The organism is Cellulosimicrobium sp. EB106-03-01-XG111, assembly GCF_058792115.1.
Genome location: NZ_JBYTEQ010000004.1, coordinates 54 through 14,070, shown reverse-complemented (window position 1 = coordinate 14,070; position 14,017 = coordinate 54). Strand labels below are relative to the sequence as shown.

At 74.1% G+C, this 14,017-nt stretch carries 14 protein-coding genes; 11 read left to right on the top strand and 3 right to left on the bottom strand.

Annotated elements, in window-relative coordinates; all coding sequences use genetic code 11:
* The first annotated feature begins 118 nt into the window (after positions 1-118).
* The 3 genes from AC3WT4_RS05425 to AC3WT4_RS05415 all read left to right on the top strand — a co-directional run bounded on the left by AC3WT4_RS05425 (position 119) and on the right by AC3WT4_RS05415 (position 2,204).
* Positions 119-772: a trimeric intracellular cation channel family protein gene (locus AC3WT4_RS05425; protein WP_074806054.1), complete on the top strand. Its 654-nt coding sequence runs from the start codon at positions 119-121 to the stop codon at positions 770-772.
* A 3-nt stretch (positions 773-775) separates the two neighbouring features.
* On the top strand, positions 776-1,627 hold the full coding sequence (locus AC3WT4_RS05420) for an inositol monophosphatase family protein (RefSeq protein ID WP_255181129.1): 852 nt from the start codon (positions 776-778) through the stop codon (positions 1,625-1,627).
* A 277-nt stretch (positions 1,628-1,904) separates the two neighbouring features.
* Positions 1,905-2,204 carry a DUF4193 domain-containing protein gene (locus AC3WT4_RS05415; protein ID WP_021483601.1) on the top strand — a complete coding sequence of 100 codons (300 nt, stop codon included), beginning with the start codon at positions 1,905-1,907 and terminating at the stop codon, positions 2,202-2,204.
* Positions 2,205-2,278: 74 nt separating this feature from the next.
* Here the strand turns inward: AC3WT4_RS05415 and AC3WT4_RS05410 are convergent, their stop codons facing one another.
* Positions 2,279-2,794: a DUF3093 domain-containing protein gene (locus AC3WT4_RS05410; RefSeq protein ID WP_074806057.1), complete on the bottom strand. Its 516-nt coding sequence runs from the start codon at positions 2,792-2,794 to the stop codon at positions 2,279-2,281.
* A 72-nt stretch (positions 2,795-2,866) separates the two neighbouring features.
* Between AC3WT4_RS05410 and dut the strand changes: the two genes are divergently transcribed.
* The 4 genes from dut (at position 2,867) to AC3WT4_RS05390 (ending at position 5,580) form a co-directional block, all read left to right on the top strand.
* Positions 2,867-3,343, top strand: coding sequence for a dUTP diphosphatase (dut, locus tag AC3WT4_RS05405; protein WP_034652386.1), 477 nt, complete (start codon positions 2,867-2,869; stop codon positions 3,341-3,343).
* Positions 3,344-3,449: 106 nt separating this feature from the next.
* The gene (locus tag AC3WT4_RS05400; RefSeq protein ID WP_108047285.1) at positions 3,450-4,193 is read left to right on the top strand and encodes a DUF3710 domain-containing protein; all 744 of its coding nucleotides are present in this window, start codon (positions 3,450-3,452) and stop codon (positions 4,191-4,193) included.
* A gap of 1 nt (position 4,194) precedes the next feature.
* Positions 4,195-4,569, top strand: a complete 375-nt coding sequence (locus tag AC3WT4_RS05395; protein ID WP_034652381.1) for an OB-fold nucleic acid binding domain-containing protein — start codon at positions 4,195-4,197, stop codon at positions 4,567-4,569.
* Positions 4,570-4,677: 108 nt separating this feature from the next.
* Entirely contained in the window at positions 4,678-5,580 is a 903-nt protein-coding gene (locus tag AC3WT4_RS05390; RefSeq protein WP_108047283.1) for a DUF3159 domain-containing protein, read from the top strand.
* 24 nt (positions 5,581-5,604) lie between these two features.
* On the opposite strand, the gene AC3WT4_RS05385 is transcribed toward AC3WT4_RS05390, so the two are convergent.
* Positions 5,605-6,333, bottom strand: coding sequence for a potassium channel family protein (locus tag AC3WT4_RS05385; RefSeq protein ID WP_074807155.1), 729 nt, complete (start codon positions 6,331-6,333; stop codon positions 5,605-5,607).
* Positions 6,333-6,986 (bottom strand): potassium channel family protein, encoded by a 654-nt coding sequence (locus tag AC3WT4_RS05380; RefSeq protein ID WP_074807158.1) that lies wholly within the window; start codon positions 6,984-6,986, stop codon positions 6,333-6,335. The genes AC3WT4_RS05385 and AC3WT4_RS05380 overlap by 1 nt, the downstream gene beginning before the upstream one ends.
* A gap of 94 nt (positions 6,987-7,080) precedes the next feature.
* Here AC3WT4_RS05380 and AC3WT4_RS05375 point away from each other — a divergent pair, with 94 nt between their 5' ends.
* The 4 genes from AC3WT4_RS05375 (at position 7,081) to AC3WT4_RS05360 (ending at position 13,955) form a co-directional block, all read left to right on the top strand.
* Entirely contained in the window at positions 7,081-9,084 is a 2,004-nt protein-coding gene (locus AC3WT4_RS05375; RefSeq protein WP_074806063.1) for an APC family permease, read from the top strand.
* Between the two features lie 124 nt (positions 9,085-9,208).
* A complete protein-coding gene (locus AC3WT4_RS05370) occupies positions 9,209-10,588 on the top strand; it encodes a class I SAM-dependent RNA methyltransferase (protein ID WP_492314925.1) in 1,380 nt (459 codons plus the stop codon).
* A gap of 103 nt (positions 10,589-10,691) precedes the next feature.
* Positions 10,692-10,925, top strand: a complete 234-nt coding sequence (locus AC3WT4_RS05365) for a hypothetical protein (protein ID WP_492314924.1) — start codon at positions 10,692-10,694, stop codon at positions 10,923-10,925.
* Positions 10,926-11,132: 207 nt separating this feature from the next.
* Complete coding sequence (locus AC3WT4_RS05360) at positions 11,133-13,955, top strand: aconitate hydratase (protein ID WP_492314923.1); 2,823 nt, start codon at positions 11,133-11,135, stop codon at positions 13,953-13,955.
* Positions 13,956-14,017 lie beyond the last annotated feature (62 nt).

Below are 14,017 nucleotides of genomic sequence, written 5' to 3'. Positions count from 1 at the left end.
CGTCCCATCCCCGAGCGGCGCAGCACGCGCGGTGCGCCGCCCATTCGCACCGGTCCCGGCCCGGCCCCGGCCCGGCCCCGGCCCGGCCCCGGCGGGCCGCGGCTGGGATGATGCGGGGGTGATCCTCGACCTCGTGCCCGGTGACGCCCTCGAGCTCGCCGGCGTGTTCTTCGCGGCGCTGTCCGGCGGGCTCGCCGCGGTGCGCAAGCGGTTCGACCTCGTCGGCGTCCTCGTGCTCGCCTGGGCCGCCGGCCTGGGCGGCGGGCTCCTGCGCGACGTCCTCATCGGGGCGATCCCGCCCGTCGGGATCTCCGACTGGCGGCTCGTGGCGGTCGCAGCCCTCGCCGGCGTCGTCACGTTCTTCTGGCACCCGCGGCTCGAGCAGCTGCGGCGCAGCATCATCGTGCTCGACGCAGGCGCCCTGGCCCTCTTCGTGCTGTCCGGCACCATGAAGGCGCTCGAGTACGGCGTCGGCCCGCTCGCGGCGGTCTTCGCCGGGGTGCTGACCGGGGTGGGGGGCGGCATCCTGCGAGACCTGCTGACCAACGAGGTGCCGCTGCTGTTCCAGGACAAGCAGCTGTACGCCATCCCGGCGCTCGCGGGCGCCGCGCTCACGGCGGCGCTCGCCGAGGCGGGCATGCTCGGCCCGTTCTCGCAGGCGGCGGTGCTCGCGCTCGTGTTCGGCTTCCGCCTCGTCTCGCTCCGCCTCGGCTGGTCCGCGCCCGGCCCGTGGGAGGGTCGCCGGGCACGCCGCGGGTCGGGCAGGATGTGAGCCGTGCGCCTCTTCATCGACGACCCCCGGCAGCCCGACGACGTCACCGTGGCCGACCTGCGCGACCTGGCCGAGCGCCTCGCGCGCGAGGCCGGCGAGCTGGTCCGCTCCGGCCGCCCCGACCGCGTCGAGGTGGCGGCGACGAAGTCGACCGCGACCGACGTCGTGACGCGGATGGACGCCGACTCCGAGGCGCTGCTGCGCCGCGGCATCGCCGCCGCCCGCCCCGACGACGCGATCCTCGGCGAGGAGGAGGGCGCCTCGGCCGGGACCTCCGGCGTCACGTGGGTCATCGACCCCGTCGACGGGACCGTGAACTACCTCTACGGCGTCGCGTCGTACGCGGTGTCGGTCGCCGCGGTGGTCGGTCCGCCCGACCCGCTGGAGTGGACGGTGCTCGCCGGGGCGGTGCACTCCGTCGTCGACGACCGCACGTGGACGGCGGGGCTGGGCGCCGGCGCGACGCTCGACGGCCGCCCCGTGCACGTCAACGCCGAGACCGACCTCGGCCAGTGCCTCGTCGGCACCGGCTTCGGGTACGACGCCGACCGCCGTCGCGCGCAGGCCCGCGTGCTGCTCGACGTGCTGCCGCAGGTCCGCGACATCCGTCGGCTCGGCTCGGCCGCGATCGACCTGTGCCTCGTCGCCACGGGCGAGCTCGACCTCTACTACGAGCGCGGCCTCAACCCGTGGGACATGGCCGCGGGAGCGCTCGTCGCGCACGAGGCCGGGGCGCGCGTGACGGGCCTGCGGGGCCGGGCCGCGGACCGCGAGATGACGGTCGCGGGACCGCCCGAGGCGGTCGCGCGCCTGGTCCGGATCCTCGAGGACGCGGGCGCCGACTCCGACTCCTGAGGCGGCACCGCGCACCCGTGACCAACGACACCCGGTCGCGTGCCGCGACACAGGGTGCATCCCTCAGGGAAATGGTGCAGAATCCGGGGGCCCACCGGGAACAATTCCGGTGCGCCGCGCATTGATGAGCGTGCAGTGCCACGAACCCCCTCGGGGCACGTCACGTCACGGGGTGCCCCCGCACCCCGCACCCGTGCCGCCCGGCACGACCGGCCGTCGCCGGTGGTCCGGACGCGCACAGTCGCGATCGACGATATTCCGGAGAGTGACCCCACAGATGGCAACAGACTACGACGCCCCCCGCAAGAGTGAAGAGGAGCTCAGCGAGGACTCGCTCCAGGAGCTCCAGGCTCGTCGCTCCGACAAGAGCTCGGGCGTCGTTGACGAGGACGAGACCGAGGCGGCCGAAGGCTTCGAGCTGCCCGGTGCCGACCTGTCCGGCGAGGAGCTCTCCGTCCGGGTCCTTCCTCGTCAGGCGGACGAGTTCACGTGCGCGAGCTGTTTCCTCGTGCACCACCGCAGCCAGCTCGCCTACGAGAAGAACGGCCAGCAGATCTGCTCGGAGTGCGCTGCCTGACCCGCCGCGCACCACGGCCGACGGCCGCCGCCCCCTCCCTGGGGCGGCGGCCGTCGGCGTTCGCGGGCCTGCGCTCAGGCGGCGTGCGCGGCGCGGACCGCGTCGGCCAGGCGCTGCGGGTGCCGGGTCGAGACGAGCCAGTACGGCGTCGGGTCCTGCGGGTCCTCGAGCACCACGTGGACCCCGGTGCGCGCCCAGGCGCGCAGGCACACGTACGCGCGCGCGTCGAGGCGGGGGCCGAGCTGGACGCGCATCGCGTCGGCGTCGAGGGTCGTCACCTGGCCGAGCAGGGACGCCGGGACGTGGGCCCGCCCCGCCCGGAGCTCGCCGTCGGCGACCTCGACGACCGGCGACGTCCACCACAGCGCGACGACGCCCGCGACGGCAGCCAGGCCGCCGACGCCGAGCGCGATGGCGTGGCTCGCCGGCCACAGGGCGATCCCGAGGACGAGGGCGAAGCCGAGCGCCGCGGCCCAGCCGCCCACGCCCGGGACGAGGCGCTCGCGGTACGAGGCCGTGCTCGCGGCGCCGGAGGTCCCGGCGGGTCCGCGGGTCGGGGACGGGGTGCTGCGGTCGGCGGCGTCGGTCATGGGTCCATCATCCCAGCACCTCGTACCGTGGCCGACGTGCTCGCGGCGCTCCGCGCGCACTAGGCTCTGCGGGTGCCGAACCACCAGCAGCCCTCGACCGGCGACGTCGACGTCCTCATCACGCTCCTCGACGACGTCCCCCTGCCCGCCTACGCCCACCCGGGCGACGCGGGCGCGGACCTCGTGACGACCGTCGACGTCGAGCTGGCGCCGGGGGAGCGGGCCGTGGTCCCGACGGGCGTGTCGATCGCGCTGCCCGACGGCTACGCGGCGTTCGTGCACCCGCGCTCGGGTCTCGCGGCGAAGCACGGGCTCACGGTCGTCAACGCGCCGGGGACCGTGGACGCCGGGTACCGCGGCGAGATCAAGGTGACGCTGCTCAACACCGACGCGCGCGAGCCCGTCGTGCTGCGGCGCGGGGACCGGGTCGCCCAGCTCGTCGTCCAGAAGGTCGAGCGGGCGCGGTTCGTGCAGGCCGAGCGCCTGCCCGGGTCGCACCGCGGCGAGGGCGGGTTCGGGTCGAGCGGCGGGTGGACGCCCGCACCCTGACCGGCGCACCCCGACCGCCGCTGCGCGGGCTAGTGTGGAATCAGTGCGGGACGAGCGTCCCGTGAGGAGACCCGGCCGAGTGCCGGGCAGGTGAAGGAGTTCGTCCGTGGGTCTGTTCCGTCGCTCCAGGTCGTCCGAGCCGGCCGAGTCGCCCGAGCCGTCGGGCACGACGTCCGAGCAGGCCGGCGACGGCGCGCCCGCCCCGGAGGCGGCCGCCGAGGCCCCCGCGCGCGGCCCGTACGACTCCTCCCAGGTGCCCGAGCGCGGCCCGCGCCTCGACCTCGGCGCGGTGTGGCTCCCCGGCGTGCCGGGCATGGAGCTGCGCATGGAGGTCGACAAGAAGACGCAGCGCATCACGGGCGTGGCCTGCGCGGTCGGCGGCTCCGGGCTCCAGGTGCAGGCGTTCGCCGCGCCGCGCACCGAGGGCATCTGGGACGAGATCCGCGGCGAGATCGCGGCGTCCGTCACCAAGCAGGGCGGCACGGTCGACGACCTGCCCGGCCCGTTCGGGCGCGAGCTGCTCGCGCGCATCCCCGCGCAGACGCCGGACGGTCGCCCGGGCGTCCGGCCCGCGCGCTTCGTGGGCGTCGACGGCCCGCGCTGGTTCCTGCGCGGCGTGCTCACGGGCAAGGCGGCGGTCGACCCGGCCGAGGCGCGACTGCTGGAGTCGGTGTTCGCCAACATCGTCGTCGTGCGCGACCAGAACCCGCGCCCGCCGCGCGACCTGCTCACCCTGCACCTCCCGGGCAAGGGCCCCGACGCCGCCGCGGCCCCGACCCCGGCCGGCGCCCCCGAGACGCCGTCGTTCGACCCGCTGACCCGTGGGCCGGAGATCACGGAGATCCGCTGACATGGTCCCCACCCTGCGTGACGCCTGGCGCACCGCGCTCGCCTCCCAGGAGGAGCTCGCGGCCGACGAGGAGCGCACCGAGGCGGCCCGGCAGAAGGGCTGCCGCGCCGTGGCCGAGCTGCCCAACCGTCGCCGCGCGAAGATCTCCGGCGTCCTGCGGTCCGTCGTGCTCCGCCCGCGCGAGGGCGTGCCGACCGTCGAGGTCGAGCTCTTCGACGGGTCCGGGGTCGTCGACCTCGTCTGGCTCGGGCGCCGCCGGATCGCCGGGATCGAGCCCGGGCGCCGCGCGCTCGTCGAGGGCCTCGTGTGCGACGTCGACGGCCGCCGCACCATCTTCAACCCGCGCTACGAGCTGCTGGCCAAGCCGGGGGAGTGACCGGGCGGCCGTCGTGCACGGCCGTGCCGTACGATCCTGCGCACCCGACCCGGCCGCACCGGCCCTCCCGCCGGCGCCGCCCACCCGAGCCCCCGAGGACGCCCCGACATGACGAGCAGCAGCGACGCGACCGGCGGCCCCGCGGGCGGGCGCCCCGACCCGGAGCGCGTTCCCGTGGCGCACGACGCCGAGGTGGTGGAGACCGTCGTCGACGACGTCGCGGCGCCCGAGGACGGCCGCGCCCGCGGCGTGCGCGCGCTCGCGGGCGAGGACTTCTCGGTGGCCGACGCGATCGGCGGTGTGCGGGGGCTCGTGGAGTCCGTCGCGCCCGGGCTCGTGTTCGTCGTCGTCTACGTCGCGACGACCAACCTGCGCTGGGCGCTCGTGACGTCCGTGGCGGCGGCCCTCGTGGCCGTCGCGGCGCGCCTCGTCCAGCGCACGCCCGTGACGCAGGCGTTCGGAGGTCTCCTGGGCGTGGGCATCGGCGTCCTGTGGGCGTGGCGCTCGGGGGAGGCGCAGGACTACTTCGCGTGGGGGCTGTGGACCAACGCCGCGTACCTCGTCGCGCTCCTCGTGTCCGTCGTGGTCCGCTGGCCGCTCGTCGGGCTCGTCGTCGAGGGCTTCCGCAGCGGCTTCGGCGTGGGGACGGCGTCGGGCGGCGCGGCCGCGGCCGACGGTGACGACCCCCGCGCGAGCGCGGGCGCTCCCGCGGAGCAGCCCGCCGAGCGGGCCGCCGGGGGCTCGGGAGAGCCCGGCGCGTTCGCGCGCTGGGCGCGGGCGTGGCGGTCGGACCGCGCGCTCGTGCGCCGCTACACCGCCGCGACGTGGCTGTGGATCGGGCTCTTCGGGGCGCGCCTCGCGGTCCAGGTGCCGCTGTACCTCGACGGCGACGTCGGCTGGCTCGGCACCGCGCGCCTCGTCATGGGGATCCCGCTGTGGGCCCTCGTGCTGTGGCTCACGTGGATCCTGGTGCGCCGGCCGGCGACCGCCGGTCCCCGGCCCGCGGCATAGCCGCGGGGCGCGGGCGGGGCGCCGTCAGAGCAGGTCGCCGCCGAGCTCGGGGGGCTCGACGGGCGCGTCCGGCGCCGTCGGGCCGTCCTCGGCCTCCCCGGCGAGCAGCCGGGCCAGCGCGCCCTCGTCCGCCTCGTTCCCCGTGACGAGCAGGAGCTCGTCCCCGACCTCGAGCGTGTCGTCGGCGCTCGGCGCGATCGGGCGCGTGCCGCGCACGATCGCGGCGAGCACGGTGTCCGCCGGCCAGCGCACCTCGCCGACCCGGTGACCGAGGAGCGGCGACGACGGCGGCAGCGTCACCTCGAGGATGTCGGCGCCCGACTGGTGGAACGTGAAGATGCGCACGAGGTCGCCCACGGCGACGGCCTCCTCGACCATCGCCGTCATGATGCGCGGCGTGGACACCGCGACGTCGACGCCCCACGACTCGTCGAACATCCACTCGTTCTTCGGGTTGTTGACGCGCGCGACCGTGCGCGGGACGCCGAACTCGGTCTTGGCGAGGAGCGACACGACGAGGTTCACCTTGTCGTCGCCCGTCGCGGCCACGATGACGTCGCACTCGTCGACCTTCGCCTCGGCGAGCGACGACAGCTCGCACGCGTCGGCGAGGAGCCAGTCGGCCTCCGCGACCTGCGCGACGCGCATCGCGGCGGGCTGCTTGTCGACGAGCATGACCTCGTGGTCGTGGCTGAGGAGCTCGCGGGCGATCGAGCGGCCGACGGAGCCCGCCCCGGCGATGACGACGCGCATCACTCGGCCTCGACCTTCGGTGCGTGGGTGAGCCGGCGTTCGACGACGGCGGCCCGCTCGTCGTCCATGAGCACGTGCAGCACGTCGTTCTCCTGCAGGACGGTGCGGTCGGTGACGAGGACGCCGTCGCCGAAGCGGCTGACGAACGCGACGCGCGCCTCGGTCGCGTCCTCGATGGCGCGGACGGTGCGGCCGATCCAGCCGGGGTGGAAGTCGACCTGGGCGAGCCGCACGCGCCCGGACGGGTCGCGGTACTCGTCGGTCGCGCCGAACGGGAGCATGCGGCGCAGCACCTGGTCCGAGGTCCAGCGCACGGTCGCCACGGTCGGGATGCCGAGCCGCTGGTAGATCTCGGCGCGCTGCGGGTCGTAGATGCGGGCGACGACCTTCTCGACGCCGAACGTCTCGCGGACCACGCGCGCGGACAGGATGTTCGAGTTGTCGCCGTCGGAGACGGCGGCGAACGCGTAGGCGTCCTCGATGCCGGCCTGGACGAGCGTGTCGCGGTCGAACCCGACGCCGGTCACCTTCTTGCCCGTGAACTCCGCGGGCAGGCGCCGGAACGCGTCGGGGTTCTGGTCGACGACGGCGACCGAGTGGCCGCTCGACTCGAGGGACTGGGCGAGCGTCGCACCGACGCGCCCGCAGCCCATGATCACGAAGTGCACGCACCGAACGCTACCGCCCGCGGAGCCCGTGGGCGCGCACCAGCGCGACCGGGCGCCGTCGGGCATAGCATGTGTCCTCGTGTCGGAGATCGCTGATGCCGCGAAGCGGCTGCTGCTCGGGCGGCCTGTCCGTTCCGAGCACCTGGGGCACACGCTGCTCCCCAAGCGCGTCGCGCTGCCCGTCTTCGCGTCCGACGCGCTCTCGTCCGTCGCGTACGCCCCGGACGAGATCCTCCTGACGCTCGCCCTCGCCGGCCTCAGCGCGACGATGATCTCGCCGTGGGTCGGCCTCGCGGTCGTGGTCGTGCTGCTGACGGTCGTCGCGTCCTACCGCCAGAACGTGCGCGCGTACCCGTCGGGCGGCGGCGACTACGAGGTCGCGACGGTCAACCTCGGCCCGACGGCGGGCGTCGGCGTCGCGTCGGCCCTCATGGTCGACTACGTGCTCACGGTCGCGGTCTCGATCTCCTCGGGCGCGCAGTACGCCGCGAGCGCGATCCCGGCGCTGCGGGACCACGAGGCGGCGTTCGCGATCGGGCTCGTCGTGGTGCTCACGCTCGTCAACCTGCGCGGGGTGAAGGAGTCGGGCACCTTCTTCGCGATCCCCGTCTACCTCTTCATGCTCGCGATCGGCACGACGGCGGTCGTCGGCTTCTTCCAGTACGTCACCGGCAACCTCGGCCCGGCGGAGAGCGCGGAGTTCGAGCTCACCGCGGAGAGCGGGTTCGACCAGGGGCTCATGGGCATCGCGGGCGCCTTCCTCGTGGCGCGCGCGTTCGCATCCGGGTGCGCCGCCCTCACGGGCGTCGAGGCCATCAGCAACGGCGTCCCCGCGTTCCGCAAGCCCAAGTCGCGCAACGCCGCCACGACGCTCGCCCTGCTGGGCGGCATCTCGGCGGCGATGATGCTCTCCATCCTCTTCCTCGCCCGCGCGACGGGCGTGCACTACGCGGAGGACCCGCACGCGCAGCTCTCGCTCAACGGCGAGCCGCTCCCGGTCGACTACGTGCAGCACCCCGTGATCGGGCAGCTCGCGGAGACGGTGTTCAGCGGCGCGCCGATCCTGTTCTACGTCGTGTCTGCCGTGACGGGGCTCATCCTCGTGCTCGCGGCGAACACCGCGTTCAACGGGTTCCCGGTGCTCGGCTCGATCCTCGCCAAGGACGGCTACCTCCCGCGCCAGCTCCACACGCGCGGCGACCGCCTCGCGTTCTCGAACGGGATCATCACGCTCGCCGTCGCGGCGATCGTGCTCATCTGGGCCTTCGACGCCGAGGTGACGCGCCTGATCCAGCTCTACATCGTGGGCGTGTTCGTGTCCTTCACGCTGTCCCAGCTGGGCATGGTGCGGCACTGGACCCGCGCGCTGCGCACCGAGCACCAGCCGCGCGAGCGGTCCCGCATGCGCCGCTCGCGCGTCGTGAACACCGTGGGCCTCGGCATGACCGGCACGGTCCTCGTCATCGTGCTCCTCACGAAGTTCACGCACGGCGCGTGGATCGCGATCCTCGCCATGGCGATCGTCTTCGTGCTCATGAAGTCGATCCGCAAGCACTACGACACGGTGCGCGACGAGCTCGCGCTCGGCGACGACGCCGCAGCCGCCCGCGCGCTGCCGAGCCGCGTGCACGCGATCGTGCTCGTCTCGAAGATCCACCGCCCGACGATGCGCGCGCTCGCGTACGCGCGGGCCTCGCGGCCGTCGGTCCTGGAGGCCGTCACCGTCGGCGTGGACGCCGAGGACGTGGAGGACCTCATGCGGCAGTGGGAGGCGCTCGACCTCCCGGTGCCGCTGCGCGTGCTGGACTCGCCGTTCCGCGAGATCACGCGGCCCGTGCTGTCGTACGTGCGGTCCGTGCGGCGCGAGTCCCCGCGCGACCTGGTGGTCGTGTACATCCCGGAGTACGTCGTCGGGCACTGGTGGGAGCAGCTGCTGCACAACCAGAGCGCGCTGCGCCTCAAGGGCCGCCTCCTCTTCACGCCGGGCGTCGTCGTCGCGTCGGTGCCGTGGCAGCTCTCCTCGACGGAGGGGCAGACGGGGCTCGAGGGCGAGGGCTTCCGCCAGCGCTTCACCGGCTACTGATCCCGCCGACACGGCGGGCGCGGACGGCTCGGCCCCGACGCGGGGCCGGGCCGTCGTGCGCCCGGACCGGGACGGGCGACCGCGCCCGGGACGCGGACGGGGGAGCGTCCGGGATACTGGGGGCATGCCGTCCTCCTCGCGTGGTCCCGCCGTGCCCTCCGACCGTCCGTCCGACCCCGCCGCCGGTCGTCCCGACCGCGCGCCGCGACGCGGCGGCCGACGTCAGGGGCGCCAGAACCGGCAGTCGCCGCGCACGCTCCCTCGACCTGAGGTCGAGGTCGAGCTCGAGGTCGGTCCCGTCGCGCACGGCGGCCACTGCGTGGCCCGCCACGAGGGCCGGGTCGTCTTCGTGCGGCACGCGCTGCCGGGCGAGCGCGTGCGCGCCCGCGTCACCGAGGGCGGCGACGCGGCCAAGTTCTGGCGCGCCGACGCGGTCGAGGTGCTCGAGGCGTCGCCCGACCGTGTGCCGTCCGCGTGGCCCGAGGCGGGCCCGGGCGGCGTGGGCGGCGGGGAGCTCGCGCACGTCGCGCTGGGCGCGCAGCGGCGGTGGAAGCGCGACGTCCTGGCCGAGCAGCTGCGCCGCCTCGCGCGCCTCGAGCTCGACGACCTTCACCCTCAGGTAGAGGTCGAGGGTCTGCCGGGTGACGACGAGCGCGGCGGCCTCGGGTACCGCACGCGCGTCGACCTCGTGGCCGACGGCGGCGGGCGCGCCGGCATGCACCGCTTCCGCTCGCACACCGTCCTCCCGCTCGACGCCATGCCGCTCGCGAGCGAGGACGTCGCCGACCTCGCGGCGCACGAGAAGGTCTTCACCCGCACGTGGCGCCCGGGCACCCGGATCGAGCTCGTCGCGCCCGTCGGGTCCGCGCCGGTCCTCCTCGTCGACGGCGAGCCCTGGCGCGGGGGGCCCGACCACCGGCCCAACGCACGGCGCAGCGTCACCGAGCGGGTCGTGCTCGGCGACCGGGAGCACACGTACCGGGTCGCCGCCGACGGGTTCTGGCAGGTCCACCGGGAGGCGCCCGCGACGCTGACGCGCGCGGTGCTCGACGGCGTCGGCGACGTCGACGGCGCGCGCGTGCTCGACCTCTACTCCGGGGCCGGGCTGTTCACGTCACCGCTCGCGGCCGCGGTGGGGGACGACGGCACGGTCCTCGCCGTCGAGGGCGACGAGCGCGCCGTGCGCGACGCCCGGCGCAACGCGCACGGGCTCGACCGGGTCGAGCTGCGGCACGGGCCGGTCGAGCAGGTGCTCGGGCAGGACGGGAGCGGGGCGGACGTCGTCGTGCTCGACCCGCCCCGCGTCGGTGCCGGGCGTGCCGTCGTCGAGGCTGTGGCGGCCCGGCAGCCCTCGCGCGTCGTCTACGTCGCGTGCGACCCGGCCGCGCTCGCCCGCGACGTGTCGTACCTCGCGGAGCACGGCTACGGGCTCACGTCGCTGCGCGCGTTCGACCTCTTCCCCATGACGCACCACCTCGAGGCGGTCGCCGTCCTCACGCGCTGACCGCGCTGACCGCGCTGAATGTGCGCCGGCGTGGACGCGGTCCGGGCCGCGGAGGGCGCATGATGAGGGGAGAACCCTGCGACGACGGGACGGTGGTGCGTGCATGACGGGCACGACGGGGAGGGGGACCCGGGCGGACGTCCCGGCGGCGAGCGAGGACAGGACCGCCGGTGACCCGGACGACGTCCGGGACGTCGTCGGCATGGGCGTCCTGATGCCGAACGGGCGGCTCGCGGGCCGGAGCTTCGCGTCGCGCGCGGAGGCGGAGGCGTGGGCGCGGCCCGACGAGGGGGAGCAGGTCGTCGAGCTCAACGTCCTGTGCGACTGCGACCTCTGAGCCGTCGCCGACCCCATATATCTTGACGTCAAGATATATGGGGTATGCTGGTCACGGTGCAGGTCGCGGGTCGTGGACGAGCCGCCGGCCACCGCCCCGCCCGTCCTCCGGGACGCGGACGGAGCGGCGCACCGGCCCGGCGTAGTCTGGGCGAAGCCCCCTGAACCATGGCATCCGTGCCACCGTCTCGCCACGAAGGAGCTACGAGTGAGCAGCGTCGACACGTTCGGGTCGAAGGGAACGCTGGAGGTCGGTGAGAACTCGTACGAGATCTTCCGCCTCTCCGCCGTCGAGGGTGTCGAGCGCCTCCCGTACAGCCTGAAGATCCTCGCCGAGAACCTCCTGCGCACGGAGGACGGCGCCAACATCACCGCGGACCACGTCCGCGCGCTCGCGTCCTGGGACCCGGCCGCGCAGCCGGACACCGAGATCCAGTTCACGCCGGCGCGCGTGATCATGCAGGACTTCACCGGTGTGCCGTGCGTCGTGGACCTCGCGACGATGCGCGAGGCCGTCGCGGAGCTCGGCGGCGACCCGTCGCGCATCAACCCGCTGGCGCCGGCCGAGATGGTCATCGACCACTCGGTCCAGATCGACGTCGCGGGCCGCTCGGACGCGTTCGAGCGCAACGTCGAGTTCGAGTACCAGCGCAACCACGAGCGCTACCAGTTCCTGCGCTGGGGCCAGACGGCCTTCGACGACTTCAAGGTCGTCCCCCCGGGCACCGGCATCGTGCACCAGGTCAACATCGAGTACCTCGCGCGCACCGTCATGACCCGTGAAGTCGGCGGCGTGCTGCGCGCCTACCCGGACACGTGCGTCGGCACCGACTCGCACACGACGATGGTCAACGGCCTCGGCGTGCTCGGCTGGGGCGTCGGCGGCATCGAGGCCGAGGCGGCCATGCTCGGCCAGCCCGTCTCGATGCTCATCCCGCGCGTCGTGGGCTTCAAGCTCAACGGCTCCATCCCGGCGGGCGTCACCGCGACCGACGTCGTGCTCACCATCACCCAGATGCTGCGCCAGCACGGCGTCGTCGGGAAGTTCGTCGAGTTCTACGGCGCGGGCGTGGCCCAGGTGCCGCTCGCGAACCGCGCGACCATCGGCAACATGAGCCCCGAGTTCGGCTCGACCGCCGCGATCTTCCCGATCGACGGCGTGACGATCGACTACCTGCGCCTCACGGGCCGCAGCGACGAGCAGCTCGCGCTCGTCGAGGCGTACGCCAAGGAGCAGGGCCTGTGGCTCGACCCGGAGGCCGACGGCTACGTCGAGCCGGTCTTCTCGGAGTACCTCGAGCTCGACCTCTCGACGGTCGTCCCGTCGATCGCCGGCCCGAAGCGCCCGCAGGACCGCATCGAGCTCGGCGAGGCGAAGGAGTCCTTCGCGTCCGCGATCCTCGACTACGTCGACGCCCAGGAGGCGGCACCGTTCACGGGTCTCGACGAGTCGGTCGAGGAGACGTTCCCGGCGTCCGACCCGATCGCCGCCGCCGCGCACGACGACCCGTCCGACCAGCCGGTCGCGCCGAGCCACGCCGACAGCGCGAAGCGCCCGCACAAGGTCGTCCCGGTGACGCTCGAGGGCGGCACGACGACCGAGCTCGACCACGGGCACGTCGTCATCGCGTCGATCACGTCGTGCACCAACACGTCGAACCCGTCGGTCATGCTCGCGGCGGCCCTGCTCGCGAAGAAGGCGGTCGACCGCGGCCTCGCCTCGAAGCCGTGGGTCAAGACGTCGATGGCGCCCGGCTCGCAGGTCGTGACGAACTACTACGAGAAGGCCGGCCTGTGGCCGTACCTCGAGAAGCTCGGCTTCCACCTGGTCGGCTACGGCTGCGCCACGTGCATCGGCAACTCGGGCCCGCTCGCCGACGAGATCTCGGCGACGGTCAACGAGCACGACCTCTCGGTCGTCTCGGTCCTCTCGGGCAACCGCAACTTCGAGGGTCGCATCAACCCCGACGTGAAGATGAACTACCTCGCGTCGCCGCCCCTCGTCATCGCGTACGCGCTGGCCGGCACGATGGACTTCGACTTCGAGGGCGAGCCCCTCGGCACCGACCCGCACGGCGAGCCGGTCTTCCTCCAGGACATCTGGCCCTCCCCGGAGGAGGTCCAGGCGACGATCGACGCGTCGATCGACCGCGACATGTTCACGAAGGACTACGCGGACGTCTTCTCGGGCGACGACCGCTGGCGCGCGCTCGAGACGCCCGAGGGCGACACGTTCGCGTGGGACACCGAGTCGACCTACGTGCGCAAGCCCCCGTACTTCGAGGGCATGGGCATGGAGCCGTCGCCCGTCACGGACATCTCCGGCGCGCGCGTGCTCGCGAAGCTCGGCGACTCCGTGACGACCGACCACATCAGCCCTGCCGGCGCCATCAAGGTGGACTCGCCGGCCGGCAAGTACCTCGCGGAGCACGGCGTCGCGCGCCGCGACTTCAACTCCTACGGCTCGCGCCGCGGGAACCACGAGGTCATGATCCGTGGCACGTTCGCGAACATCCGCCTGCGCAACCAGCTCCTCGACAACGTCGAGGGCGGCTACACCTTCAACTTCGTGAAGGACGCGCAGGACACGATCTACGACGCCGCGCAGGACTACGCCGCGCAGGGCACCCCGCTCGTCATCCTCGGCGGCAAGGAGTACGGCTCCGGCTCGTCGCGCGACTGGGCGGCCAAGGGCACCGCGCTCCTGGGCGTCAAGGCCGTCATCACGGAGAGCTTCGAGCGCATCCACCGCTCGAACCTCATCGGCATGGGTGTCCTCCCGCTGCAGTTCCCGGCGGGCGAGAACGCCGAGTCGCTCGGTCTCGCGGGCACGGAGACCTTCGACATCGAGGGCATCACCGTGCTCAACGACGGCACCACGCCGTCGACGGTCAAGGTCACCGCCACGAAGCCCGACGGCACGAGCGTCGAGTTCGACGCGGTCGTGCGCATCGACACCCCGGGCGAGGCGGACTACTACCGCAACGGCGGCATCCTGCAGTACGTGCTGCGCTCGCTCGTCAGCGCCTGACGACGACGCGACCTCGACGGCGGGGGGGGGGGGGGGGGGGGGGGGGGGGGGGGGGGGGGGGG